Origin of the sequence: Comamonas antarctica (genome assembly GCF_013363755.1) — a bacterium.
Lineage (GTDB): Bacteria > Pseudomonadota > Gammaproteobacteria > Burkholderiales > Burkholderiaceae_C > Comamonas > Comamonas antarctica.
In genome coordinates this window covers 1,319,341-1,343,593 of the sequence record NZ_CP054840.1, presented here as the reverse complement: position 1 = coordinate 1,343,593, position 24,253 = coordinate 1,319,341, and the positions used below count along the sequence as shown (strand labels likewise).

Annotated in this window: 27 protein-coding genes; 13 read left to right on the top strand and 14 right to left on the bottom strand. The window is 67.6% G+C overall.

What is annotated here, in order from left to right:
- Positions 1–17: 17 nt before the first annotated feature.
- The 5 genes from HUK68_RS06345 to cysS all read right to left on the bottom strand — a co-directional run bounded on the left by HUK68_RS06345 (position 18) and on the right by cysS (position 5,538).
- The gene (locus tag HUK68_RS06345; protein WP_175503441.1) at positions 18–1,283 is read right to left on the bottom strand and encodes an aspartate kinase; all 1,266 of its coding nucleotides are present in this window, start codon (positions 1,281–1,283) and stop codon (positions 18–20) included.
- 91 nt (positions 1,284–1,374) lie between these two features.
- Entirely contained in the window at positions 1,375–2,325 is a 951-nt protein-coding gene (gene tilS, locus HUK68_RS06340; protein ID WP_175503440.1) for a tRNA lysidine(34) synthetase TilS, read from the bottom strand.
- Positions 2,326–2,414: 89 nt separating this feature from the next.
- Positions 2,415–3,392: an acetyl-CoA carboxylase carboxyltransferase subunit alpha gene (locus HUK68_RS06335; RefSeq protein WP_175503439.1), complete on the bottom strand. Its 978-nt coding sequence runs from the start codon at positions 3,390–3,392 to the stop codon at positions 2,415–2,417.
- Positions 3,393–3,436: 44 nt separating this feature from the next.
- Complete coding sequence (locus tag HUK68_RS06330) at positions 3,437–4,126, bottom strand: DNA-3-methyladenine glycosylase family protein (RefSeq protein WP_175503438.1); 690 nt, start codon at positions 4,124–4,126, stop codon at positions 3,437–3,439.
- A 29-nt stretch (positions 4,127–4,155) separates the two neighbouring features.
- Positions 4,156–5,538, bottom strand: coding sequence for a cysteine--tRNA ligase (cysS, locus tag HUK68_RS06325; protein WP_175503437.1), 1,383 nt, complete (start codon positions 5,536–5,538; stop codon positions 4,156–4,158).
- 184 nt (positions 5,539–5,722) lie between these two features.
- Here cysS and HUK68_RS06320 point away from each other — a divergent pair, with 184 nt between their 5' ends.
- From HUK68_RS06320 to HUK68_RS06300, 5 genes are all read left to right on the top strand, one after another.
- Positions 5,723–6,265, top strand: a complete 543-nt coding sequence (locus tag HUK68_RS06320) for a tetratricopeptide repeat protein (protein WP_175503436.1) — start codon at positions 5,723–5,725, stop codon at positions 6,263–6,265.
- A 111-nt stretch (positions 6,266–6,376) separates the two neighbouring features.
- Positions 6,377–6,961: a peptidylprolyl isomerase gene (locus tag HUK68_RS06315; protein ID WP_175503435.1), complete on the top strand. Its 585-nt coding sequence runs from the start codon at positions 6,377–6,379 to the stop codon at positions 6,959–6,961.
- Between the two features lie 44 nt (positions 6,962–7,005).
- On the top strand, positions 7,006–7,512 hold the full coding sequence (locus HUK68_RS06310) for a peptidylprolyl isomerase (protein ID WP_175503434.1): 507 nt from the start codon (positions 7,006–7,008) through the stop codon (positions 7,510–7,512).
- Between the two features lie 97 nt (positions 7,513–7,609).
- A complete protein-coding gene (locus HUK68_RS06305) occupies positions 7,610–8,416 on the top strand; it encodes a UDP-2,3-diacylglucosamine diphosphatase (RefSeq protein WP_175503433.1) in 807 nt (268 codons plus the stop codon).
- Positions 8,413–9,234 (top strand): M90 family metallopeptidase, encoded by an 822-nt coding sequence (locus HUK68_RS06300; RefSeq protein ID WP_175503432.1) that lies wholly within the window; start codon positions 8,413–8,415, stop codon positions 9,232–9,234. The genes HUK68_RS06305 and HUK68_RS06300 overlap by 4 nt, the downstream gene beginning before the upstream one ends.
- Before the next feature lie 7 nt (positions 9,235–9,241).
- Here the strand turns inward: HUK68_RS06300 and HUK68_RS06295 are convergent, their stop codons facing one another.
- From HUK68_RS06295 to HUK68_RS06275, 5 genes are all read right to left on the bottom strand, one after another.
- A complete protein-coding gene (locus HUK68_RS06295) occupies positions 9,242–9,904 on the bottom strand; it encodes an alpha/beta hydrolase (protein ID WP_175503431.1) in 663 nt (220 codons plus the stop codon).
- 76 nt (positions 9,905–9,980) lie between these two features.
- The gene (arfB, locus tag HUK68_RS06290; RefSeq protein ID WP_175503430.1) at positions 9,981–10,382 is read right to left on the bottom strand and encodes an alternative ribosome rescue aminoacyl-tRNA hydrolase ArfB; all 402 of its coding nucleotides are present in this window, start codon (positions 10,380–10,382) and stop codon (positions 9,981–9,983) included.
- Between the two features lie 152 nt (positions 10,383–10,534).
- Complete coding sequence (locus HUK68_RS06285; RefSeq protein ID WP_175503429.1) at positions 10,535–11,413, bottom strand: alpha/beta fold hydrolase; 879 nt, start codon at positions 11,411–11,413, stop codon at positions 10,535–10,537.
- Positions 11,407–11,850, bottom strand: coding sequence for a type II 3-dehydroquinate dehydratase (aroQ, locus tag HUK68_RS06280; protein ID WP_175503428.1), 444 nt, complete (start codon positions 11,848–11,850; stop codon positions 11,407–11,409). The genes HUK68_RS06285 and aroQ overlap by 7 nt, the downstream gene beginning before the upstream one ends.
- Before the next feature lie 73 nt (positions 11,851–11,923).
- Positions 11,924–12,292 carry a hypothetical protein gene (locus HUK68_RS06275; protein WP_175503427.1) on the bottom strand — a complete coding sequence of 123 codons (369 nt, stop codon included), beginning with the start codon at positions 12,290–12,292 and terminating at the stop codon, positions 11,924–11,926.
- A gap of 192 nt (positions 12,293–12,484) precedes the next feature.
- On the opposite strand from HUK68_RS06275, the gene HUK68_RS06270 reads away from it, so the two are divergent.
- The 3 genes from HUK68_RS06270 to HUK68_RS06260 all read left to right on the top strand — a co-directional run bounded on the left by HUK68_RS06270 (position 12,485) and on the right by HUK68_RS06260 (position 16,378).
- Positions 12,485–14,299, top strand: a complete 1,815-nt coding sequence (locus tag HUK68_RS06270; protein ID WP_175503426.1) for a glutamine--tRNA ligase/YqeY domain fusion protein — start codon at positions 12,485–12,487, stop codon at positions 14,297–14,299.
- Between the two features lie 225 nt (positions 14,300–14,524).
- Positions 14,525–15,460 (top strand): class I SAM-dependent methyltransferase, encoded by a 936-nt coding sequence (locus HUK68_RS06265; protein WP_175503425.1) that lies wholly within the window; start codon positions 14,525–14,527, stop codon positions 15,458–15,460.
- Between the two features lie 42 nt (positions 15,461–15,502).
- Complete coding sequence (locus tag HUK68_RS06260) at positions 15,503–16,378, top strand: M23 family metallopeptidase (RefSeq protein WP_175503424.1); 876 nt, start codon at positions 15,503–15,505, stop codon at positions 16,376–16,378.
- Between the two features lie 15 nt (positions 16,379–16,393).
- Here the strand turns inward: HUK68_RS06260 and HUK68_RS06255 are convergent, their stop codons facing one another.
- Positions 16,394–16,864 (bottom strand): DUF2242 domain-containing protein, encoded by a 471-nt coding sequence (locus HUK68_RS06255; RefSeq protein ID WP_244146271.1) that lies wholly within the window; start codon positions 16,862–16,864, stop codon positions 16,394–16,396.
- Positions 16,865–17,226: 362 nt separating this feature from the next.
- On the opposite strand from HUK68_RS06255, the gene HUK68_RS06250 reads away from it, so the two are divergent.
- Positions 17,227–18,042: an META and DUF4377 domain-containing protein gene (locus HUK68_RS06250; protein ID WP_175503423.1), complete on the top strand. Its 816-nt coding sequence runs from the start codon at positions 17,227–17,229 to the stop codon at positions 18,040–18,042.
- 47 nt (positions 18,043–18,089) lie between these two features.
- Here the strand turns inward: HUK68_RS06250 and HUK68_RS06245 are convergent, their stop codons facing one another.
- Entirely contained in the window at positions 18,090–18,428 is a 339-nt protein-coding gene (locus HUK68_RS06245) for a MoaF-related domain-containing protein (RefSeq protein WP_175503422.1), read from the bottom strand.
- A 222-nt stretch (positions 18,429–18,650) separates the two neighbouring features.
- On the opposite strand from HUK68_RS06245, the gene HUK68_RS06240 reads away from it, so the two are divergent.
- Positions 18,651–19,904, top strand: a complete 1,254-nt coding sequence (locus tag HUK68_RS06240; protein ID WP_244146270.1) for an MFS transporter — start codon at positions 18,651–18,653, stop codon at positions 19,902–19,904.
- A gap of 28 nt (positions 19,905–19,932) precedes the next feature.
- Positions 19,933–20,754 carry a pseudouridine synthase gene (locus HUK68_RS06235; RefSeq protein WP_175503421.1) on the top strand — a complete coding sequence of 274 codons (822 nt, stop codon included), beginning with the start codon at positions 19,933–19,935 and terminating at the stop codon, positions 20,752–20,754.
- Here the strand turns inward: HUK68_RS06235 and HUK68_RS06230 are convergent.
- Together HUK68_RS06230 and HUK68_RS06225 are read right to left on the bottom strand one after the other, a co-directional pair.
- A complete protein-coding gene (locus HUK68_RS06230) occupies positions 20,693–21,643 on the bottom strand; it encodes a DHH family phosphoesterase (RefSeq protein WP_175503420.1) in 951 nt (316 codons plus the stop codon). The two genes, HUK68_RS06235 and HUK68_RS06230, sit on opposite strands and share 62 nt — an antisense overlap.
- 60 nt (positions 21,644–21,703) lie before the next feature.
- Positions 21,704–22,150 carry a hypothetical protein gene (locus HUK68_RS06225; RefSeq protein WP_175503419.1) on the bottom strand — a complete coding sequence of 149 codons (447 nt, stop codon included), beginning with the start codon at positions 22,148–22,150 and terminating at the stop codon, positions 21,704–21,706.
- A gap of 214 nt (positions 22,151–22,364) precedes the next feature.
- On the opposite strand from HUK68_RS06225, the gene HUK68_RS06220 reads away from it, so the two are divergent.
- Complete coding sequence (locus HUK68_RS06220; protein ID WP_175503418.1) at positions 22,365–22,922, top strand: MgtC/SapB family protein; 558 nt, start codon at positions 22,365–22,367, stop codon at positions 22,920–22,922.
- 131 nt (positions 22,923–23,053) lie between these two features.
- On the top strand, positions 23,054–24,250 hold the full coding sequence (locus HUK68_RS06215) for a M20 aminoacylase family protein (protein ID WP_175503417.1): 1,197 nt from the start codon (positions 23,054–23,056) through the stop codon (positions 24,248–24,250).
- Positions 24,251–24,253 lie beyond the last annotated feature (3 nt).

Sequence of the window (24,253 nt, the reverse complement as noted above, 5' to 3'; positions counted from 1 at the left end):
CGGGCAAAACCGAAAAATTACTCCGATTTGTCCAAACCGAAGGCGGTGTGCAGGGCGCGCACGGCCAGCTCGAGGTACTTCTCGTCGATCACGACCGAGGTCTTGATTTCCGAGGTCGAGATCATCTGGATGTTGATGCCCTCTTCGCTCAGCGTGCGGAACATGGTGCTGGCCACGCCGGCGTGGCTGCGCATGCCGATGCCGACGATGCTGACCTTGCAGATGCTCGGGTCGCCCACGGCTTCCTTGGCGCCCAGCTCGGGCACGACCTTGCTTTGCAGCAGGTCCATCGCGCGCTGGTAGTCGCCCTGGCTCACGGTGAAGCTGAAGTCGGCCAGGCCGTCCTTGCTGATGTTCTGCAGGATCACATCGACTTCGATGTTGGCTTCGGCCACGGGACCCAGGATGCGGTAGGCGATGCCCGGGGTGTCGGGCACGCCGAGCACGGAGATCTTGGCTTCGCCGCGGTTGAAAGCGATGCCGGATACGACAGCCTTTTCCATTTTTTCGTCTTCCTCAAAAGTAATCAGCGTGCCCGACTGGGCTTCTTCGGCGAGATCCATGTCCCAGGGCGTGAAGCTCGACAGCACGCGCATCGGCACCTTGTACTTGCCGGCAAACTCGACCGAACGGATTTGCAGCACCTTGCTGCCCAGGCTGGCCATCTCGAGCATCTCTTCGAAGCTCACGGTGGACAGGCGGCGCGCGGCGGGAACCACGCGCGGGTCGGTGGTGTAGACCCCATCGACATCGGTGTAGATCAGGCATTCGCTGGCCTTGAGCGCAGCCGCCATGGCCACGGCCGAGGTGTCGGAGCCGCCGCGGCCGAGCGTCGTGATGTTGCCGTCCGGGTCGATGCCCTGGAAACCGGTGACGATGACCACACGGCCGGCGTCGAGGTCGGCGCGCACGCGCTGGTCATCGATGGACTCGATGCGCGCCTTGGTGTAGCTGCTGTCGGTGCGCACCGGCACCTGCCAGCCGGCGTAGCTGACCGACGTCATGCCTTCGGCCTGCAGCGCGATGGCCAGCAGCGCCGACGAGGCCTGCTCGCCGGTCGCGGCCAGCATGTCCAGCTCGCGGTAGTAGGAATTTTGCGGCTGCGCAGGCGCGAGCTCGCTGGCCAGGCCCAGCAGACGATTGGTTTCGCCACTCATGGCGCTGGGCACCACGACCATCTGGTGGCCGGCCCGGGCCCACTTGGCCACACGCTTGGCAACATTGCGGATGCGCTCCGGGGAGCCCATCGACGTGCCGCCGTATTTATGAACGATCAGTGCCATTGGATATCAAGGTGACGAAACTTCGGACATGGCGCGAGGAAAAAGGCGTTTTGGCGCGCCAGCGGTTTTCGTACAAAAAGTAGACCAAAACTCAGGGATTGTACCAACCGAGCAGCGCCCCTGTTCTCACCACAAACCCGCGCCCCAGTTTGAGGTGGATCCGATGGCCGCGCGTGGTGCAGGCGGCGACCTGGCGCAGCAGTTCCTCGAGCTGCGCCGCGGCCGGCGTGGTGCCATGCGCCACCCGCAGCCAGTGGCGCAGCACGTTGGCCTGGCGCGCGGCGCTCAAGGCCTGCACGGCCGCAATGCGCGGGGGATTGCCGACAGCGGCAAGATCGGTCTCGGCGACTTCCTGCAGCAGTTCGGCGGCCTGGGCGCAATGCCGGCTGCTGCGCGCGAACGTATCGCGGAACTGCGGGAACGCGGCCTGCAGTTGCGGCAGCAGCTGCGCACGGATGCGGTTGCGTGTGAAGCGCTGGTCGGCGTTGCTCGGGTCTTCGACCCAGTCCTGCCGCTGCGCTGCCAGCCAGCCGCGCAGCGCCGCGCCTTCGACCGGCAGCAGCGGGCGAAACCACGGCAATCCCAGCCGCTGCCATTGCGCAGGCATGGCGGCCAGGCCGGCCACGCCGGCGCCGCGCGACAGCGCCAGCAGCAGTGTCTCGACCTGGTCGTCGGCATGCTGGGCCAGGGCAACGCTGGCCATCGGGCGATCGGGCCAGGCCTGCAGCGCGGCCTCGGCCAGCGCCGCATAGCGGCTTTGCCGTGCCGCGTCTTCGGGGCTCTGGCCCGCGGCATGGCGCGCATCGACGCGGCAGACCGCGAGCGGCACCTGCAGACGCGCGCAGAGCGCTTCGCAGTGGGCTTGAAAGGCATCGGCCGCCGCCTGCAGCCCGTGGTGCACATGGATGGCATGCACCTGGCCGGGCCAGCGCCGCGCGCAGGCCAGCAGCAGCGCCGTCGAGTCGGCGCCGCCGCTGAGCGCCACGGCCAGCGGCAGCGGCGGCGCGAAGGCCGCCATGGCGGCATCGAACGACTGGGTCATGTGGCTTCCTTCCTGGCGGTGCCCAGCAACGGCAACGGCTCCCGCAGGAGCCGTCTATGCTGTGTTCAGCGGCAAACCTGCCGCGGTCTTCAACGGTTCTCGGCCTTGGTGTCCGAGTAGCGGCCGTAGCTTTGCAGGCGGTCGTAGCGGCGGTCTTGCAGCTCGCGCAGGCTCAGGTCGGCCAGCTGGCGGTAGGCATCGCCCAGCGCGCGCTTGAGGAAGGTGGCCATCTGCTTGGGATCGCGGTGCGCGCCGCCCACGGGCTCGCTGACGATCTTGTCGACCAGGCCCAGCGCCTTCAGGCGCAGCGCGGTGATGCCCATCGCAGCCGCGGCCTCGGGCGCCTTCTCGCCGGTCTTCCACAGAATCGAGGCGCAGCCTTCGGGGCTGATCACCGAGTAGACCGAGTATTGCAGCATGAGCACCTGGTCGGCCACGCTGATCGCCAGCGCCCCGCCCGAACCGCCTTCGCCGATGACGGTGGAGATGATGGGCGTCTGCAGCTGGGCCATCTCGAAGATGTTGCGGCCGATGGCTTCGGACTGGCTGCGCTCCTCGGCGTCGATGCCGGGAAAGGCGCCGGGCGTGTCGACGAAGGTGAACACCGGCAGCTTGAACTTCTCGGCGGTCTTCATCAGGCGCAGCGCCTTGCGGTAGCCTTCGGGGCGCGTCATGCCGAAGTTGCGCAGCGTGCGCTCCTTGGTGTCGCGGCCCTTCTGGTGGCCGATGACCATGCAGGGCTGGCCGTTGAAGCGCGCCAGGCCGCCGACGATCGACTGGTCGTCCGCGAAGTGGCGGTCGCCATGCATCTCGACGAAATCGGTGAAGATCTCACGCACGTAGTCGAGCGTGTAGGGCCGCTCGATGTGGCGCGCGATCTTGGTGATCTGCCAGGGGGTCAGATCGCTGTAGATGTCACGCGTGAGCTGCAGGCTCTTCTTGCTGAGCTGGTCGATCTCTTCCGAGATGTCGACCGCGCTTTCGGTCTGCACGTAGCGCAGTTCCTCGATTTTGGATTCGAGCTCGGCAATGGGATGCTCGAAATCCAGAAAGTTCTTTTTCGCCAAAATTATTCTCCTTGTCCCGGCCTTGTGCTGAGGGCCTTCGAGTGTCAATAGGCCACAGGCTGCGGGTCGAGCGATCGCCAAATATACCAAGTCGCGACGCTGCACCATGGCTTCCAGGCCTCCGCCACCTCGCGCGCATCGCTGCGGCTGACGGGGTCGCCCGAGAAGTAGTTCTTGCTGATCCCGCTGATCAACCCCGCGTCGTCGAGGGGCAATACATTGGGCCGCATGAGATAGAAGATGAGGAACATCTCGGCCGTCCAGCGGCCGACGCCGCGGATCGCCATCAGTTCGGCAATGATGGCTTCGTCGCCCATCGTTGCCCACTGGTCGGTATGCAGCCGGCCTTCGGTGAAATGCACGGCCAGGTCGACCAGGTAGTCGACCTTGCGCGCCGACAGGCCCGCCGCGCGCATGTCGTCGACCTTGAGGCGCAGCAATTGCTCGGGCGTCATGCTCGGCGGCAATGCCGACACGCGGCTCCACAGCGCCTGCGCGGCCTTGGGCGAAATCTGCTGGCCGACGATGGAGCGCGCGAGCGTCACGAAGGCATCGCCGCGCGTTTGCAGCGCCTGGCCCGCGTACTGCGGGATCAGGCGCTTCATCACCCGGTCCTTCTTGACCAGGTGCTTGCAGGCTTCCGCCCAGTAGGCCGGCGCGGACAGCGGCGTGGCCACCACGTTCGCTATCTCTTTAGGAGCATTCACTGCTGGTACCGCCTGGATTGAACACATTGAAATGGGAGTCCATGGTCGGGCGCCGCTCAGGGCGCTGCCTCCCAGGTGGTGCCGGCAGCGGAATCCTTGAGCACGATGCCCTGGGCCAGCAGGGCCTGGCGGATGCGGTCGGCCTCGGCCCAGTCCTTGGCCGCCTTGGCGGCCGCACGCGCCTCGATCTGCGCCTGCACGGCGGCGGTATCGAGGCCCGCGCCAACGCCCGCCTGCAAAAAGGCCTGCGGATCTTCCTGCAGCAGCCCCAGGCAGGCGCCCAGCGCCTTGAGCAGGCCGGCAGCCTGGGGGCTGCGGCTGCGGTTGACTTCGGCGGCAAGCTCGAACAGCACCGCCACGGCTTCGGGCGTGCCGAAGTCCTCGTCCATCGCGGCCTTGAAGCGCGCCGCCTGGGGCTGCGTCCAGTCGATCTCGACCTCGGCCGCGGGCACCAGGCTCAGCGCCGTATACAGGCGCTTGAGCGCCGAGCGCGCATCGTTCAGATGCACATCGCTGTAGTTGAGCGGGCTGCGGTAATGGCTGCGCACGACGAAGAAGCGCACTGTCTCGGCGTCGAATTCCTTGAGCACATCGCGGATGGTGAAGAAATTGCCCAGCGACTTGGACATCTTCTCGTTGTCCACGTTGATGAAGCCGTTGTGCATCCAGGTGCGCGCGAACGTCTTGCCGGTCGCGCCTTCGCTCTGGGCAATCTCGTTTTCATGGTGCGGGAACTGCAGGTCGGCGCCGCCGCCGTGGATGTCGAAACTGTCGCCCAGCAACTCGCAGCCCATGGCCGAGCATTCGATGTGCCAGCCCGGGCGGCCAGGGCCCCAGGGGCTCTCCCACTTGACCTCATCGGGTTCGGCCGGCTTGGCGCTCTTCCAGAGCACGAAGTCCAGCGGATCCGACTTGCCGTCATCGACGGCCACGCGCTCGCCGGCCTGCAGCTCGTCCAGCGACTTGCCTGACAGCTTGCCGTAGCCGGGGAACTTGCGCACCGCGAAGTTGACGTCGCCCGATCCGGCCTGGTAGGCCAGCCCGCGCTCCTGCAGCCGGCCGATCATGCCCAGCATCTGCGGCACGTAATCGGTGGCGCGCGGCTCGAAGTCGGGGCGCTGGATGCCCAGCGCGTCCGCGTCCTGGTGCAGCGCGTCGATCATGCGGTCGGTCAGCTGGCGGATGGTCTCGCCGTTTTCCACGGCGCGGCGGATGATCTTGTCGTCGATGTCGGTGATGTTGCGCACGTAGGTCACGCGCAGGCCGCTGGCGCGCAGCCAGCGCTGCACGACGTCGAACGCCACCATCGAGCGCGCATGGCCCAGGTGGCACAGGTCGTAGACGGTCATGCCGCATACATACATGCGGACGTGGCCCGGCTCGATCGGCGAAAACGCTTCCAATGCACGCGACAGCGTGTTGTAGATACGCAAACTCATGGATGTCTGTTACGAGGGAGAGAGGGGGAGCGGCCGGCAGCTGGTGGCAGGCCCTGCGCGCCTGGCGCAGCGCTCCCGGCAAAGGGGCCCCAGGGTCCATCCGGGCTGACACCCCTCAGCTACAATGGCCCGAAGTATAAGCCCGCGCCGCAGCCCCGTCGCTGCGCGCACCGAAAGCACCTACATGCCCGCTCGCAACGCCCTCTCCCGCGCCCTGCGCCTGATGACCCTGGCCGCAGTGCTCGCTACGGGCGCAGCCCACGCCGACGAATACACCGAAGTCAACCAGTTGCTGCGCGCCGGAAAAGCGGCCGAAGCGATGGCACGCGCCGACACCTACCTTGCCGGCAATGCGCGCGACCCGCAGATGCGCTTCCTCAAGGGCGTGGCGCAGACCGATGCCGGACAGAAGGCCGATGCCATCGCGACCTTCACGCTGCTGATCGAGGAATATCCCGAACTCGCCGAGCCCTACAACAACCTGGCCGTGATCTATGCCGCCGACGGCGATCTCGACAAGGCCAAGGGGGCGCTGGAGCAGGCCGTGCGCAACAACCCGACCTATTCGGTCGCGCACGAGAACCTGGGTGACATCTATGCGCGGCTGGCCTACCAGTCGTATCTGCGCTCGCAGGAGCTCGACCCGCGCGCCGCGACCCAGCTGCGTCCCAAGCTCACGCAGCTGCGCAGCATGCTGCAGGCGCCTGCGCCCGCGGCCAGGAAGTAAGCCGGCCTTCGCGGCGTCTGCCCGGCCGCCCCTTGCGCCCGCCGCAGCGGCCGGCGGGAACTGTTGACGCCTTCCGCCATCCCACTGCCATTCCATTTCCAGGAGCCCCGCATGATTTCCCGCAGAACATCCTCCTTCGCCCTCGCCGGCCTGGCCCTTTGCGGCGGACTGCTGAGCGCCACGGGCGCCGCCGCGCAGGCCTCGCCCCAGGTCGAACTCAAGACCTCGCAGGGCGCGATCGTGCTGCAGCTCGACGCGGCCAAGGCACCCAAGACCGTGGCCAATTTCCTGCAGTACGTGAACAGCAAGCACTATGACGGCACGGTGTTCCACCGCGTGATGGACGGCTTCATGATCCAGGGCGGCGGCTTCACCGCCGACATGCAGCAAAAGCCGACCCAGCCGCCGATTCCGCTCGAAGCGAACAACGGCCTGAAGAACGACAAGTACACCGTCGCCATGGCGCGCACCGCAAACCCGAACTCGGCCACGGCCCAGTTCTTCATCAATGTCGCCGACAACGCCTCGCTCAACGCACCGCAGCCCGACGGCCACGGCTATGCCGTGTTCGGCAAGGTCGTGCGCGGCACCGAGGTCGTCGACAAAATCCGCGCTGTCGCCACGGGCAACCGCGGCATGCACCAGAATGTGCCCACGACGCCCGTGACCATCCTCTCGGCGCGCGTGCTGCCCTGAGCACCCGGGCGCCTTTCTTTTCTCACCCCTTCAAAGGATTTCCCATGAGCAACCCGCAAGTTGAACTGCACATCGCCGGCCAAGGCGTGATCACCATCGAACTCGACGCCGAAAAGGCCCCCAAGTCGACCGAGAACTTCCTGGCCTACGTGAACAGCGGCCACTACAACAACACCATCTTCCACCGCGTGATCCCCGGTTTCATGATCCAGGGCGGCGGCTTCGAACCCGGCATGAAGCAAAAGGACACCCTGGCGCCGATCGAGAACGAAGCCAAGAACGGCCTGAAGAACACCAAGTACACCCTGGCCATGGCGCGCACCAGCGACCCGCACTCGGCCTCGACGCAGTTCTTCATCAACGTGGCCGACAACGGTTTCCTGAACCACACCGCTCCGAGCGCGCAGGGCTGGGGCTATGCGGTGTTCGGCAAGGTCGTCAAGGGCGAGGAAATCGTCGACGCGATCAAGGGCGTGAAGACCGGCCGCAAGGGCTTCCATGACGACGTGCCCCAGGCCGACGTCGTGATCGAAAAGGCCGTGGCCCTGTAAATGGCCGGCCGACTGCCTGTGCCCTGCGCCAGCCCGCGCCGCCGGCCGAAGGCGGCGCTGCACAGGCGGTTTCCCGGGCGTCCACCGGAGGCTGGCAATGCTGCCTCCTGACGCCCCGGCCCTGCCCTCGGCCGCCGCAGACCATGTGCTGCCGCTGCCGGCCGACTGGCAGCGCCTTGAATTCATTTCCGACCTGCATCTGCAGGCCGATGCGCCGCATACCGCGCAGGCCTGGCTCGACTACCTCACGCAGACCCGCGCCGATGCGGTCTTCATGCTGGGCGATTTGTTCGAGGTCTGGATCGGCGACGACGTGCTGGACGATCCGCAGAGCTTCGAAGCGCAATGCTGCGCGCGCATGCGGGCAATTGCCGAACACCGTGCGCTGTTCTTCATGCAGGGCAACCGCGACTTCCTCACGGGCGCGAAGTTTGCCGAACGCAGCGGCTGCACCTGGCTGCCCGACCCGACCTGTTTCGAATTCGCGGGCCAGCGCTATCTGCTGAGCCATGGCGACGCGCTGTGCCTGGACGACACCGATTACCAGCGCTTTCGCGCGCTGGCGCGCACCGCGGCCTGGCAGCAGGCCTTCCTGCAGCAGCCGCTCGAGACGCGCCGCGCCCAGGCACGCGGCATGCGCGAGCAAAGCAGTTCGCACCAGCGCACGGCCCTGGTCTATGCCGAGCTCGACAGCCAGGCCAGCCTGGACTGGCTGCAGGCGGCGCGCGCCACGACGCTGATCCATGGCCACACCCATCGCCCCGCCGACCATGAACTCGCGCCAGGCATGCGCCGCATCGTGCTCAGCGACTGGGACCTCGATGCCACGCCGCCACGCGCCGAAGTGCTGCGTCTCTCGCGCGCCCAAGGCCTGCAGCGCCTGCGCTGGCCCGACGCCGCATGACGCTGGGCCAGCTCTGGCGGCAGCTCCAGCGCCGCTTCTCGCCCTTGCCGGAAATCGACGCCGGGCTGTGGCTTGCGACCATGCAGGCCTATCCGTTCCTGAGCGCGCTGGCGTTGGCCGACCAGGCCAAGCTGCGCGCGCTGGCCGCGCTGTTCCTGCAGCGCAAACAGTTCCATGGCGCGCATGGGCTCGAGGTGACCGACACCATAGCGGTGCACATCGCCGCCCAGGCCTGCCTGCCGCTGCTGCACTGGGGCACGCCGCGCGAGGCCCTGGCCTGGTATGACGATTTCGTCGGCATCGTGGTGCATCCCGGCGAGGCCGTGGCGCGGCGCGAAGCCGTCGACGAGGCGGGCGTCGTCCATTACTACAAGGAAGTGCTGCTGGGCGAGGCCATGGAAGGCGGGCCGGTCATGCTCAGCTGGCAGGCCGTGGATGAAAACCGCCACAGCGCGGCGGCCGGCACCAATGTCGTGATCCATGAGTTCGCGCACAAGATCGACATGCGCAATGGCACGGCCGATGGCTGCCCGCCGCTGCCCAACGGCTTTCTGGGCAGCGCCAGCACGCGCGCGGCGCGCGCGCTGTGGCATGCGGCCTGGGAGCCGGCCTACCAGCAGTTCCGCGAACAAGTGATCATTGCCGAGCGTTTCGGCGGCGCCTGGCCCTGGCTCGACAGCTATGGCGCGACCGCGCCGCCCGAGTTCTTTGCCGTCGCCTGCGAGGCCTGGTTCGTCAACCGCACGCAGTTCACCCAGGACTTTCCCACGCTCGCGCCCCAGCTCGAAGCGCTTTTCGGCACCGGGCGCGCGGCCTGAATACGGGTCAGCGGAGATGGCCCAGCCACTGCATGCTGGCCTGGAGTTCGTCCGGCCGGATCTCGTGCGCGCTGGCGTACTCGTGGTAGGCCAGGCCCAGCGGCAACGCCTGCACATGGTCGCGCATGGTGTGTGCGCTGGTCAAGGGAATCACATTGTCGTAAGTGCCGTGGCTGATCCACAGCGACTTGCCCGCAAATTGCCCAGCCGGCGCCTGAAATTGCTTGATCTCGGGCAGCAGGCGGCTGTGCCAGACCATGGCCGCGCGCAGCGACTGCGGCCGCGTCAGCAGCGTCGACAGCGCCATGATGCCGCCCTGGCTGAAGCCGGCCACCACCGTGCGTTCGGCGCCGATCCCCAGTTCCTGCTGCGCCTGGGCCAGCGTGCGCTCAAGGCTTTCGCGGCTGGCGCGCTCCTGCGCCACATCGATATGGCGCGTGCCGTTGGTGTCGACGGTGAAATGGAACCAGGCGTTGGCCTGCACGCCCATCGGATAGGGCGCGCGCAGGCTCAGCACATGGAACTGCGGCGGCACATAGGGTGCGAGGCCGAACAGGTCCTGCTCGTTGCTGCCCACGCCATGCATCAGCACCAGCAGCCAGGGATCGGCGGTCTGCGCCTGGGGTTCGCGCTGCAGGAACTCGAGCGGCAGCTTGGTCGTTAGGGTCATGGCACTCCTCTTTGCATCAACGGATTCAACGGGCTGCGGCGCGGCAAGCGCCAGGCGTGTCGATCATGCCTCAGGCTCAGTCCGCATTCGGCTTGCCGCGCAAGGCCTTGGTTGCCGAACGCACGCTCTTGCCTTCGAGGCGCCGGCGCTGCGACGCCAGCGTGGGCTTTGTCGCGCGGCGCGCCTTGGGCGCCCGTGCCACCGAATCGACCAGGGCCTGCAGCCGCGCCAGCGCGTCGGCACGGTTGAGCTCCTGGCTGCGGAACTGCTGGGCCTTGATGACCAACACGCCGTCCGCGGTCAGGCGCTGGTCGTTCAGCGCCAGCAGCCGCTGCTTGACCGGCTCGGGCAGCGAGGACGCGCGCACGTCGAAACGCAGGTGCACCGCGCTGGAGACCTTGTTGACGTTCTGGCCGCCCGCACCCTGGGCGCGGATGGCGCTCATCTCGACTTCATCAATGCAGACAGTGATCGACATGCGCACATTTTGACCGTGTCTGCACGCCCGCGGCAGCTACGTTGCGCCTATTCCTGGGCGCGCGGAAGCAAAAGCACTTTGCGCATGGCGCATGCACGCCCGATCCACCGGCCACCGCGCGCGCCATCATGCGCCAGCGCGCAGCGCGCGCGTCAACGGCTGCCGGCCGCAAGGCACGCGAGCAGCTGGGCGTTGAAGCGCTCGGGCTGCTCGTACTGCACCCAATGCCCCGCACCGTCGACCCAGTGCAGGCCTTCGAAATACGGCGATGCGGCCACGAAGGCCTGCTCCAGCGCTGCGTGCCGGCCACGGTAGAGCGCGTCATGGCGCCCGTAGATGGCCTGCACCGGGCAGACCACGCGGCCCAGCGCCTGGGCCAGCACATCGGTCTGCGACAGGCGCCGGCGCGGCAGCCGGTCGCGCAGCACGTTCTGCACATGCAGGGCCACGGTGTCGGCGTCGATGCGCGCCGGGTCATGCAGCATCAGCGCCTGCAGGTTGTGCCGGTGCGCCTGCTCGCGTGCCGTTTCGCTGTCCAGATGGCGCCAGCCCAGCAGCCGCACCGATTTCTCGCCACTCACCCACATGGCAGGAGCGCCCACGACCACCAGCTGGCGCACGCCCTGGGGATGGGCCGCGGCCAGCATGCCGGCCGTCATGCCGCCGAACGAAAAACCCACCAGGTCAAATGGCCGCTGGCCCAGCAACTGCTGCAGGCTCTGGTGCAGCGGCGCGGGCATGGTGTCGGCATCCTGCCCACCCGGCACGCCATCGGAGTCGCCAAAGCCCGGCAGGTCCACAGCCCAGACTTCCCGGCCCGCGGCCACCAGCGCGTCGATGTTGCGCAGCCAGTGGGTCCAGCTGCCGCTGCCGCCGTGCAGCAGCACCAGCGGCGCGGCCGCGGCGTTGCCCTCGCCCCAGACATGCCAGACGATCTGCCCGCCGTCGCCCAGCGGCGTGGCCACGCGCCGCGCGCGGGCCGAGACCAGGGCCACGGGCGCAGGCGCCACCGGGTTTGCGGCGCTCACCATTGCGCCACCGCGTCGATGGCCAGCCCATAGCCCGCGACGCCAAAACCGCACATGACGGCGCGCGCGGCGGCCGAGAGATAGGAGTGGTGGCGGAAGCTCTCGCGCGCATGCACGTTGCTGATGTGCAACTCGACCAGCGGCACGCCCGTGCCCTTGACCGCATCGAGCAGCGCCACGCTGGTATGCGTGTATGCCGCGGCATTGAGAATCAGGCCCGCGAGCCGTCCCTGCGCATGCAGACGGCCGGCTTCATGGATCCAGTCGACCAGCACACCTTCGTGGTTGCTTTGGTGGAAGGCCAGCGCCAGGCCGTGGCGCGCACAGGCTTGCTCGCACAGCGCCTGCACGTCTGCCAGCGTGGAAGCGCCATAGATGGCGGGTTCGCGCGTACCCAGCAGATTGAGATTCGGGCCGTTCAGGACATAGACAGTTTTCACACAACACTCCGGACGTCAGACCGCCGGATTATGCGGGTCCGAAGCGCTGCAGCAACCGGCCCAGCCAACGCAATCAGCGGTGGCCGTGCCCGCGTCCGCGGTGCTCATGCCGATGGCCATGGCCGCGGTGCTTGTCATAGTGGCGGTAATGGGGATTGCCGTAATAGCGGTGCGACGGCACCACCACGACCGGCGGCGCGGCGTGGTAGATCGGGCGCGGCGCGTACACCACGGGCGGCGGCGCATAGTAGACCGGCCCCGAGGCCACGACCACCGGCGGCGTGTTGGCAAAACCCATTGCCACGCCCGGGGACTGCACGCCGACCGACCAGTACACGTCGCGCGCCTGGGCGGCACCGGCGCCAGCCAGCGCGGCAAATGCCAGCGCTGCTCCAGCGGCCCGTGCACGCCACGATGTGAGCGAAAGGCGGGTTGTTGTCATTACGATCTCCTTGTTCATGTCGGCTTGCCGGAATCGGCGGGCCGCAGCGCGAAAACAGCACTGCTTGAAGTACTTAACGCGCGACCATGCCATCAGGATGGCCGAAAACCTTGCTCAAATTGTTTCTATTCCCGATCAAGAAGTTTCAGTTGGTAAGAACCCCGAGGCGGGCCTCGCGCCTAAAATGCCCGGATGAGTTCTTCCGACGCCACCCACACCTCCCCAGAACCGGTCAAGCCGAGTAATTTCCTGCGCCAGATCATCGAGGCCGATCTGGCCCGCGGCGCATATGCCCAGCGCCGCTGGGGCGGCAGCCCTGGCGATGCGGCCCACCACGCCGCGGGCGAGCCCGATCCGGCCAGGATACGCACCCGGTTCCCGCCCGAGCCGAACGGCTACCTGCACATCGGGCACGCCAAGAGCATCTGCCTGAACTTCGGCCTGGCGCGCGACTACGGCGGCGTCTGCCACCTGCGCTTCGACGACACCAATCCTGAAAAGGAAGACCAGGAATACGTCGACGGCATCATCGACGCCGTGCACTGGCTCGGCTACGACTGGGCCCAGCCCGGCGAGGCGCCGGGCAGCGCCGCGCCCTACCAGGCCAGCGACTACTTCGATTTCATGTACCGCGCGGCCGAATACCTGATCGTGCAGGGGCTGGCCTATGTCGACGAGCAATCGGCCGAGGAGATGCGCGCGAGCCGCGGCGACTTCACCAAGCCGGGCACCAACAGCCCGTTTCGCGACCGCACGCCGGCCGAGAACCTCGAGCGCTTTCGCGCCATGCGCGACGGCCAGCTCGCCGACGGCGCCGCAGTGCTGCGCGCGAAGATCGACATGGCCGCGGCCAATATCAACCTGCGCGACCCGGCCATCTACCGCGTGCGCCACGCCGAGCACCACAACACCGGCGACAAGTGGTGCATCTACCCGATGTACACCTTCGCGCACCCGATCGAGGATGCGCTCGAGCAGATCACGCATTCGTTCTGCACGCTGGAATTCGAGGACCAGCGCCCGTTCTACGACTGGGTGCTCGAGCACCTCGTGGCCGGCGGCCTGGTGGCCGCGCCCGCGTCGCGCCAGTATGAATTCGCACGCCTGAACCTGACCTATGTGATCACCAGCAAGCGCAAGCTCAAGCACCTGGTGGACAACGGCATCGTGCAGGGCTGGGACGATCCGCGCATGCCCACGGTGGTCGGTCTGCGCCGGCGCGGCTATACCCCGCACAGCCTGCAGACCTTCTGCGAGCGCATCGGCGTGACCAAGGACTACAGCTGGATCGACTACGCCACGCTCGAAGGCTGCCTGCGCGAAGACCTCGAGAACCAGGCGCACCGCGGCATGGCGGTGCTGGATCCGGTCAAGCTGGTGCTGGAGAACTGGGACGATGTGATGGGCGCGGGCCACCTCGAGCCCTGCACCCTGCCCGCGCTGCCGCACCCGCCCGAAGGCGAGGAACCCGTGCTGCGCCACTTCACCATGGGCCGCGAAGTCTGGATCGAACGCGAGGACTTCCAGGAAGTGCCCGCCAAGGGCTACAAGCGCCTGTTCCCCGGCAACAAGGTGCGCCTCAAGGGTGGCTACGTGATCGAATGCACGGGCTGCCGCAAGAATGACGCGGGCGAGGTCACCGAAGTGCTGGCACAGGTGGTGCCCGACACCAAGAGCGGCACGCCCGGCGCCGACAGCGTCAAGGTCAAGGCGGCCATCACCTGGGTCGGCGTGGCCGACGGCGTGGCGGCCGAAGTGCGTCTCTACGACCGCCTGTTCACCGATGCCCAGCCCGATGCGGGCGGCAAGGACTTCCTCACGCTGCTGAACCCGGACAGCCTCAAGGTCGTGACCGCGTTCGTCGAGCCCTCGCTGGCCGGCGCCGCGCCCGACACGCGCTTCCAGTTCGAGCGCCATGGCTACTTCGTCACCGACCGCCACGACCATGCGGCGGGCAAGCCGGTGTTCAACAAGATCACCGGGCTCAAGGACAGCTGGGGCAAATAAGCCCTGCTTGGTGGACGGACATGCTGGCGCGCTGCGTTTGAGCCGCGACACCCTTCGACAGGCTCAGGGCGAGCGGGTTTGCAACCGGCGCGGTGTCACCAGGGCATCGACCCAGGGTCAACGGACGCGGGGGCCTTGCGTGCGCGTGCACCCGGGACCTGCGCTCACCCATAGAAAGGCTGCCCCTGGCAGCCTTTTTTCATCTCTTTTGGAATTCAAAGCACCATGCAAGCCTTGCTCGACGCCATCGCCACGATGGAGCCCTCCACCGATGCCCGGCGCATCTTCCATGGCCGCGGCGGCCTGCACCCGGGCTGCGAGCACTGGGTGCTCGATGCCTATCCTCCGGTGCTGCTGCTGACCAGCTTCCAGCCGGTCGAGGAGGCCGACCTCGCGTCCATTGGCGCGGCACTGGCGCAGCGCTGGCAGCAGGTCGCGCCGGGCCAGCCGCTGAACTGGGTGTTCCAGTGCCGGCATGAAGGCCGCAGCGAAACCCGGCTCATGGCCGGCAGCGTGCCCGAGCCGCATGTGGTGAACGAGAACGGCACGCGCTATCGCGTGCATGTGCTCAAGGGCCAGAACCATGGCCTGTTTCTCGACATGGCCGAGGGCCGGCGCTGGGTGCGCGCGCATGTCGCAGCGCATCCCGAACGGGAGCGCCCCGGGCTCAAGGTGCTGAACCTGTTTGCCTACACCTGCGCGTTTTCCGTCGTTGCGCGCCAGGCGGGCGCGAAGCAGGTGCTCAACCTCGACATGAGCCAGGGCGCGCTGGCCATCGGCCAGCAGAACCACCAGCTCAATGAGATCAACGAGGGCGCAAGCTTTCTCGCCCACGACATCTTCAGCACCTGGGGCAAGATCACGCGCGGCGGCCCCTACCACCTGATCATCGTCGACCCGCCGAGCTACCAGAAGGGCAGCTTCGTCGCCACCAAGGACTACGCCAAGCTGATGCGCCGCCTGCCCGACCTGCTGCGCCCGGGCGGACATGCGCTGCTGTGCCTCAATGCGCCCGAGCTGGGGCAGGACTTCCTGCAGGACCAGATGCGCGCACTGGCGCCGGAGCTCGAATTCGTCGAGCGCGTGGCCAACCCGGCGGTGTTTGCCGATGTCTCGCCCGAGCGCTCGCTCAAGGTGCTGGTCTACCGCGCACCCGGCTGAGACCTACGCGGCGGCCGCGCCGCGGCGCGGCACAATCGGGCCATGCATTCGACCGCCCTGCCCCCGACTTTCTCCCGTCTTTCGCGCCGATCGGCGCTGCAAGCCCTGTGCGCCCTCGGCGCGCCGCTGCCGCTGGCTGCGCTGGCCGCGCGCGCACCTGCCTTCGAGGTCTGGCCCAACGAGTCGCGCGTGCCCGGCGGCATTGCGCGGCTGTCGCTGGGCCCTGCAGCGCAGCGCCCCAAGGTCACGGCCGGCGGGCTGCCGGTCATGGTCGTGGGCGACCCGATCGAATGGACGGCGATCGTCGGCATTCCCTTGTCGGCGGCGCCCGGCCTGCATCATGTGCAGGCGGACGCAGGCGAAGGTCCGCAGAAGCTGGAGTACCGGGTGCGCGACAAGCGCTACCAGCAGCAGCAGCTCAAGGTCGCGCCCAAGACCGTGGACCTCGCCCCCGAAGACCTCGCGCGCCACGAACGTGAACGCGCGCACCAGCAGCAGGTCATGGCGCTGTTCACCGCGCCGCAGAGCCAGGAGCTGCGCATGCAGGTGCCCGTGCCGGGCCGGCGTTCGAGTTCGTTCGGCCTGCGCCGCGTGTTCAACGGCCAGCCGCGCAATCCGCACAGCGGCATGGACATCGCGGCGGCCACGGGCACGCCGGTGGTGGCGCCGTTGCCGGGCAAGGTGGTCGATGTCGGCGACTATTTCTTCAATGGCGGCACGGTCTGGCTCGACCATGGCGCGGGCCTGCTGAGCATGTACTGCCACCTGAGCCGCGTCGATGCCAAGCCTGGCGACATGCTGCGCACCGGACAGGCGTTTGCGGCGGTGGGCGCCACGGGCCGGGTCACGGGCCCGCATCTGCACTGGGGCGTGATGCTCAACCAGACCATGGTGGATCCGGCGCTGTTCATCGACTGACAGCGCGCGCCAGCGTCATTCGTCGGGCAGCGCTTCGGACTGCAGGAAGCGCTTGACCAGATCGAAGAAGTTCTCGTAGAACGCATCGACCGCGATGGTCTCGCTGCCGACCTTGACCATCGAATCGTTGGTGGCGGCAAACGGCAGCGACACCGACCCCAGCGCGCCCACGCCCAGGCTTGCGGAGTTGGCGCTCTTCTTCAGCGCGTAACGGTCCTGCAGCGCGGTCACGAACCCCAGGCTGACGTTGTGGTCGGCGGTTTCGGGCACGCACACCACGCGGATCAGCATCTGCAGATGCACCTCGGGCTCGGGCTGGAAACTCTTTTGCCCTTCGACCAGATCGGCGCGCGCGTTGTTGATCATGTAGCCCTGGCTCAACAGCGCCCGGCGCGCCGCTTCGCAGGTCTGTGCGGGCGTCGCGTCGAACAGCCGCGAATAGGTGGCCGTCGAGGAAAAATCCTCCTGCGAGCGGATACGCTTCATGGGTTCGCTCGTGCAGGCCCCCAGCGTCCCGGCCAGCACAAGCCATGCCACCGGCCAGAGGCTGCGCCGCCATCCGTCCATCCATGTAAGCTTCACCACCAAGCGCTCCTTGTTCTGCAAACATCTGCAAAAGTACCGTCAAATTTTATAGCACAGTGCGCCGCGCCTTGCCCGCGCCATGGCATCACGCGCGTTTGGCCTACGGGCTGCGCAAGCCACGAACGTCGCATGCCAACGGGCACTTGTCCCACAGACAACTGCCTTGCGCAACTACGCACGTCCGGTGACACTGGCGGCATCCTGCTTCTGTTACAGATGTTGCTGCGCGCAGGTTCTGCGGCAGCTCATGAGAGGAGTACCCCATGCGAATTTTCTGGAGCTTCGCGCTGTCGGCAGGCCTGGCGGCCTGCGCCGCGTCGCAGGTGCCGGCGCGCAATGCCGGCGCAGACACAGCAACCCTCGTCGGCTACCACTGGCAACTGCGCGAAGCCCGCGACGCCCAGGGCCGTTCGCAGCCCGGATGGATCCTGCCGGCGGTGCCTGCCGCCGCGGGTTCCTCGCTCGCACCACGCGCCTTGCAGCTCGATTTCGATAGCGAACGCGTAGCCGTGGCCCGGCTGTGCAATTCGCTGTCGGCGAGCTACCGGCTGCAGGGCAGCGCGCTGCAGGTCGGCCCGGTGCGCGGCACCCTGATGGCCTGCCCCGATGCCGCGGCCATGGCGCTGGAGCAAAAGGTCGGCCAGCGGCTGCCGCAGGCCAGCGGGTGGAGCATCGTGCCGCCTGCCAGTGGCACGGCGGGAACGCCCGTGCTGACGCTGACGTTTGCCGATGGCGGGCAATGGCTGCTCGACGGCACGCCCACCGATGCCACGCGCTACGGCAGCGCGGGCGAGCGCATGTTCATCGAGGTCGCGCCGGAGCGCGTGTCCTGCTCCCATCCGTTGATCCCGCAGTACCAATGCCTGCAGGTGCGCAGCGTCGAGTACGACGCCAACGGCCTGAAGACGCGCGTCGGCGCGTGGGAGAACTGGTATGGGGACATCCAGGGCTATACGCACCAGCCCGGGGTGCGCAATGTGCTGCGCATCCAGCGCTACAAAGCCAGGGACGTCCCGGCCGATGCATCTGCCTATGTCTATGTGCTGGACATGACGGTGGAATCGAAACTGGTGCGCTGACGCAGCGCTAGACACCATGCAGCCGGCGCGGCTGCATGGCTTGCCGTTCAGCGGAAACGAAAGCGCCCGTCGACGAACATCGAGGCGCGCTGGCCGCCTTCGGTGCGCTCATCGGTATAGGACCAGAAGGCCTTGACCGTACCCTGCGCGGTATCGACCACCTGGCTCACGGTGAAGCCGCTTTTCTCTATCCAGTTGAGGAAATGCAGGGTGTCGCTGAGCTGCAGATAGCTCAGGCGCTCGCGGCCTTCCGAAGTGCTGCCCTTGCAATCCGTCACCTTCCAGAACAGCACACCCTGGGGTGAGTAGTGCACTTCCGCCCGGCTGTCTGGGAAGTCGATGATGGCTTCGCGTCCCAGGAGAGAACTGGTGTGTAGCAATGACATGGGCGGGTCCTTTTCCGGTTGGGGGAGCCATTTATCAGGCAGGCTTTGGAGCCATTGTTGGATGCAAAACAAAGCTCAAAATGTGGGAATACGTGCCGTTCACCAGTCGGTTCAGTCGCATCCACGCACTGCGCCGCAAGCAGGCGGCGCGGGTTTGGCGCACAATCGACGCGCGCCGGGCCGCCCTCGAATGGCCCGCGCCCATTCAGACAGGTCCGTGCTTTGGCTTTCCCCTCCTTTCCTGCATCCGGCGCGCTGCGCCAGCCCGGTTTCGCTTCCTTTCTCACCGCCAGGCTGCTGGGCGTGTTTGCCCAGCAGATGCAAGCCGTGGTCGTGGCCTGGCAGGTCTACGACCTGACGCGCGACCCGCTGTCGCTGGCCTATGTCGGGCTGGCGCAGTTCCTGCCGATGCTGCTGCTGCTGATTCCTGCCGGCGACCTGAGCGACCGCATGAGCCGCAAGCGCATCCTGGGTGCGAGCTGGTCGGTGGCGGCGCTGTGCGCCGGGCTGCTGTTCTGGCTTTCGGCGCAGCACACCACGCAGGTCTACTGGATCTATGCGGTGCTGGTGCTGTTCGGCTGCAGCCGCGCCTTCACCGGACCGGCGATGCAAAGCCTGCTGCCGCAGATCGTCGCGCGCGAATACCTGGCGCAGGCGCTGGCCACCAACAGCATGCTGATGCGCACCGCCGCGATTGCCGCCCCGGTGCTGGGCGGCGTGCTCTATGCGCTGGGCGGCGGCATGCTGACCTATGGCTGCGCCATGGTGGCGCTGGTGCTGGCGGTGCTGATGCTGGCGCGCGTGCCGGTGCTGCATGCCGCGCCGCGCGCCGCCGTGGTCGGACGCATGTGGCAGCGTTTCGGCGACGGCATCCAGTTCATCCGCGGCCGGCCCATCGTCCTGGGCACGATTTCGCTCGACCTGTTTGCGGTGCTGCTGGGCGGCGTGATCGCGCTGCTGCCGATCTACGCGCATGAAGTGCTCAAGGTCGGGCCCGAGGGACTGGGCATGCTGCGCAGTTCGATGGCCATTGGCGAAGTGGCCACGGGGCTGTGGCTCAGCGCGCGCCCGGTGCGCCGCCACGTCGGCCGCGTGATGTTTGCCGCGGTCGCGGTGTTCGGCCTGGCCAACCTGGTGTTCGCGCTCTCGACCTGGTTCTGGCTGTCGGCGGCGGCGCTGATGCTCGCCGGCGCGGCCGACATGGTCAGCGTCTACATCCGCTCGGCGCTGGTGCAGTTCTCGACGCCCGACCACATGCGCGGCCGCGTCAATGCCGTCAACATGCTGTTCATCGGTTCTTCCAATGAACTCGGCGAGTTCCGGGCGGGCAGCAGCGCGGCGCTGCTGGGCGCCGTGCCCGCGGCCATTGCCGGCAGCCTGTGCACGCTGGCCGTGGTCGGCGGCTGGATGGCCTGGTTCAAACCCCTGCGCGAGGTCGACAGGCTCGAGGATGCCGCGCCGGCCGACAAGGCCTGAGCCGCGAAAACCCGCGCGCTTTTTTCCGATGACCCCCGCCCTGCACGATCCCTTGGCTGCAGCCGCGCCCGCGCTGCAGGTGCTCTGGCGCGACGCGCACCTGATCGCGGTCTACAAGCCCGCAGGCTGGCTGGTGCACCGCACCGGCCTCGATGCGCATGAGACCCGCTTTGTCATGCAGACGCTGCGCGACCAGATCGGCCAGCGCGTGTTTCCCGTGCACCGGCTCGACAAGGGCACCTGCGGCGTGCTGGTCATGGCGCTGCATGCCGATGCCGCGCGCGCGCTGACCCACGCATTTGCCACCCAGCAGACGCGCAAGCGCTATCTGGCGCTGGTGCGCGGCTGGCTGCCCGCCGAACTCCATGTGGACCACGCGCTCAAGCCCGACGACGCGCCCGAGGACGCGCCGGTGCAATCCGCGCAGACCCTACTGCGCTGCCTGGCGCGGCTGGACTGGCCCGAAGCCTATGACCCGCGCCATGCGGGCACGCGCGTGTCACTGGTCGAAGCCATGCCGCTGACCGGCCGGCGCCACCAGATCCGGCGCCATCTGAAGCATGTCGCCCATCCCATCATTGGCGATGCCACGCATGGCAAGGGCCCGCTCAACCGCTGGTGGGCCGAGCGCCTGGGACAGCAGCGGCTGTGGCTGCATGCTCAGGCGCTGAGCCTGCCGCATCCGGTCAGCGGGGAGATGCTGCACTTGCAGGCGGATTGGCATGCGCTGTCGGCGCAGGTCGCCGAGGTGCGCGACTGGCAGGCCGTGTTGGCGCTGCCGGGATGGGTTACTGCGCCGCCTGCGGATGCAGCGGCACCGGCGCCGGCTCCGCCACGAACGACCCGCTGAGCAGCTCGCCCAGGCGCGCGATCGGCATCTTGAAGCCGCAAGCCTGCGCATGGCCGCCGCCGCCCATGGATTCGGCCAGGGGAATGCAGTTGAATTCCGAACGCGAGCGCAGGCCGACCTTGACGCCGCTGGTGCTCGCATGCCACATCAGCGCAAAGCTGCCGCTTTGCTTGGCCAGCAGATCGCCGACCTGGCTGTGGAACATGCCGGGCGCATTGACCATCAGCCCGGCCACGCCGTTGAAGACCACGGGCTGGGCGCCTTCGGCGATGTCGGCGCAGAGCTTCTGGTACTTCTCGTCCATCGCATCGCCGCGCGCCATGAAGGCCGCTTCCTGCTCGGGCGTGAACGCCGCGATCTCGGCCCAGCGCTCGAAGCTGCGCGGCTCCATGTCGAGTGCGGCGAGAAACGCCGGGCTCTCGGGGTACTGCCAGGTCCAGATGTCGCGGTCTTCGATGCAGCGGATCAGCGCCGGCACCGGTTTGTCGAACTGGAAGAACTCCCAGGCCAGGCGCGCGCCCGACTTGTTCATGTCGAAGTGCACCACGCCGCAGCGGCAGGCGTAGCCATGCAGCTTCTCGGCGGCGCTCTTGTGGTGGTCAAGCAGCACCAGCTTGGCCACGCGCGCTTCGATCTCGGCCAGCAGCTCGGGGCCGAAAGCGAAGTCCAGCACATAGACCGCGCGGGCGTCGAGATCGCCCAGGTCGTCGGCGGTGTTGATCTCGCCATGGTCGAGGCCGCGGAACTCGGCCTCTCCTTCATAGAAGAGCCAGGCGGCCAGCGCCGCGCCGAAGCCATCGGGGCAGCGGCGGCCATGGTAGAGGATCAGGGGCCGGGGGTCGTTCTTCGCTGGACCGACCAGCAGCTGCAGGGGCAAAATGGTTTTCATATGGGCGCCGATTGTCGCGTGTCTGGCCGGCAGGCGCTTGAAGGCTGCGCAGCGCCCGCATCAATCTTCGTCGTCATCCTGGTCCTCGTCCCAGTCATCGTCCTGATCGGGCACCAACTCCTCGATCACCAGTTCGCGGTAGTGGAAAGCCGCCGTGGCGCCATAGGCGTTGAGCACATCGGCCACCTCGTGCGCATCGTCGCGGCCCAGCGCCACCAGCAGCCCATGCTGGCCCTGCTGCGCCAGCTCGCCGATGCGCTGCACGATCTCGCCCTCGAGGCCGACCGACTGCAACTCGTTCTCCTCGACCCCGAGCGTCGGCACGATGTCGGCGAGGATCGCCTCGGGCGTGGCATGGCGCACCGCGCCGTCATAGCCCAGCGCATGCAGCGCGTCGGCCGCGGCATGGGCCACGTCGTCGCTGGGAACCATGGCAAACACATGGCCCGTAGGGTAGAAAACACCTCCCATGGAGGTCATGCTGGAATCGAGAGAAAACGGGGTCATGGACATCTCCTCGGCATCGGTCACCCCACTAAACCACAAGCTCCGCGTCTTGGCTATAGGCGGATGCAGCGAAACGCGGGCGCCCCGGGCGTAGGCCTGGGCGCACATGCTTTGCCGGCGTGCACTGCCGCGTCGCGTCATCGCGATGGCGCACAGTGCCGCATGGGACAGCAGGCGGCGCGGCCGTCGCGCCGCGTCCCGCAAGGATCTTTCAATGGACAGCTGGTGGAATCAGGTAACCCGCACCGTGGCCTCGGAATTTGCGGACGTGACGGATGTCGAGCAGACCACGCGCGTGGTGCTGCGGCTGGTGCTGGCCGCGCTGCTGGGCGGCCTGCTGGGCTGGCAACGCGAGATCCACGGCAAGGCCGCAGGTATCCGCACCCATATGCTGGTATCGATGGGCGCGGCGCTGATCGTGATGGTCGGCCAGCAGGCGGGCGGCAATGCGGCCGACCTGAGCCGCGTGCTGCAGGGCCTGATTGCCGGCGTCGGGTTTCTCGGCGCCGGCACCATCCTCAAGACCGAACGCCATGGCGAGGAAACCGACCAGGTCAAGGGCCTGACCACCGCCGCCGGCATCTGGCTCACGGCGGCCATCGGCGCCTGTGCCGGCATCGGCAAGGAGGTCACGGCCCTCTTGAGCGCCGGGCTGGCCTTTGCGGTGTTGAGCCTGGTGCCGCTGATCGCGCCCGCAGTACGCGCCGCGGCTGCGGAGAACGCGGCCGCGCACAACGCCAAGCCGCCGCAAGATACCGACTCCGAGCGTTAAGACCGCGGCGCGGGCTGTGCCATTGGCCCGGCCGCGGGCCGGTCCATCCCGCGCGCTGGATAATGCTTGCTTGATTGTGATTTGCCGCAGCCACCGGCAATGCCTGCCGGTGCAGCGTTGCGGCCTCTTGTATGCAAACGACTCCCGACATCACTCCCCATCTTGGCCAGTTGCTGCGCTTTCGCCATGACCTGCACGCCCATCCCGAGCTCAAGTACGAAGAGCACCGCACGGGCGACAAGGTCGCCGCCTATCTGACGGCGCTGGGCCTGAAGGTGCACCGCGGCCTGGGGCAGACCGGCGTGGTCGCCACCATCCATGGCAGGGGCCGCAGCGCCGAGAATCCGGGGCGCAGCATCGGCATCCGTGCCGACATGGACGCGCTGCCGGTGCAGGAGCTCAACCAGTTCGGCCACATCAGCACCCATCCGGGCCGCATGCATGCCTGCGGCCACGACGGCCACACCACCATGCTGCTGGGCGCGGCCACGCTGCTCGCGCAGCAGCCCGACTTCGACGGCTCGGTGCACCTGATCTTCCAGCCCGGCGAGGAAGGCGGCGCGGGCGCGCGCGCCATGATGGAAGACGGCCTGTTCACGCTGTTTCCCTGCGAGGCGGTGTTCGCGCTGCACAACTGGCCGCTGCTGCCCGCGGGCAAGATGGCGGTGCGCGTCGGCCCGATCATGGCGTCGGCGCTGCGCTTCGAGATCCGCATCACCGGCAAGGGCGGCCACGCCGCCATGCCGCACACCACGCTCGACCCGATTCCCGTGGCCTGCGCGCTCGTGGGCCAGCTGCAGACGCTGGTGTCGCGCAGCACCGACCCGCTGGACAGCTCGGTGCTGACCGTCGGCCAGATCAATTCCGGCACGGTGGAAAACATCATTCCCGACACCGCGGTGATCTACGGCACGGTGCGCACGCTCAAGACCAGCACCGAGAAGATGATGATCGAAGGCCTGCACCGCATGAGCGAGCATGTGGCCGCGGCGCACCAGTGCCAGGCCGAAGTCATCATCAAGCCCGGCTACCCCAACACCACCAACCACGCGCACGAAGCCCGCTTCATGGCCAGCGTCATGCGCGAGATCGTCGGCGACGAGAATGCCGATGGCGATATCCTGCCCGCGCTCACGGCCGAGGACTTCGGCTTCATGCTTGAAGTGGTGCCCGGCGCCTACGGCTGGATCGGCAACGGCCCGAACGGCCAGGCCGGCGTGGGCCTGCACAACCCGGCGTATGACTTCAACGACGAGAACCTGGACCGCGGCCCGCGCTTCTGGGACCTGCTGGCGCGCCGCTGGTTCGAGACCCCGGCGGTGAAGTAACAG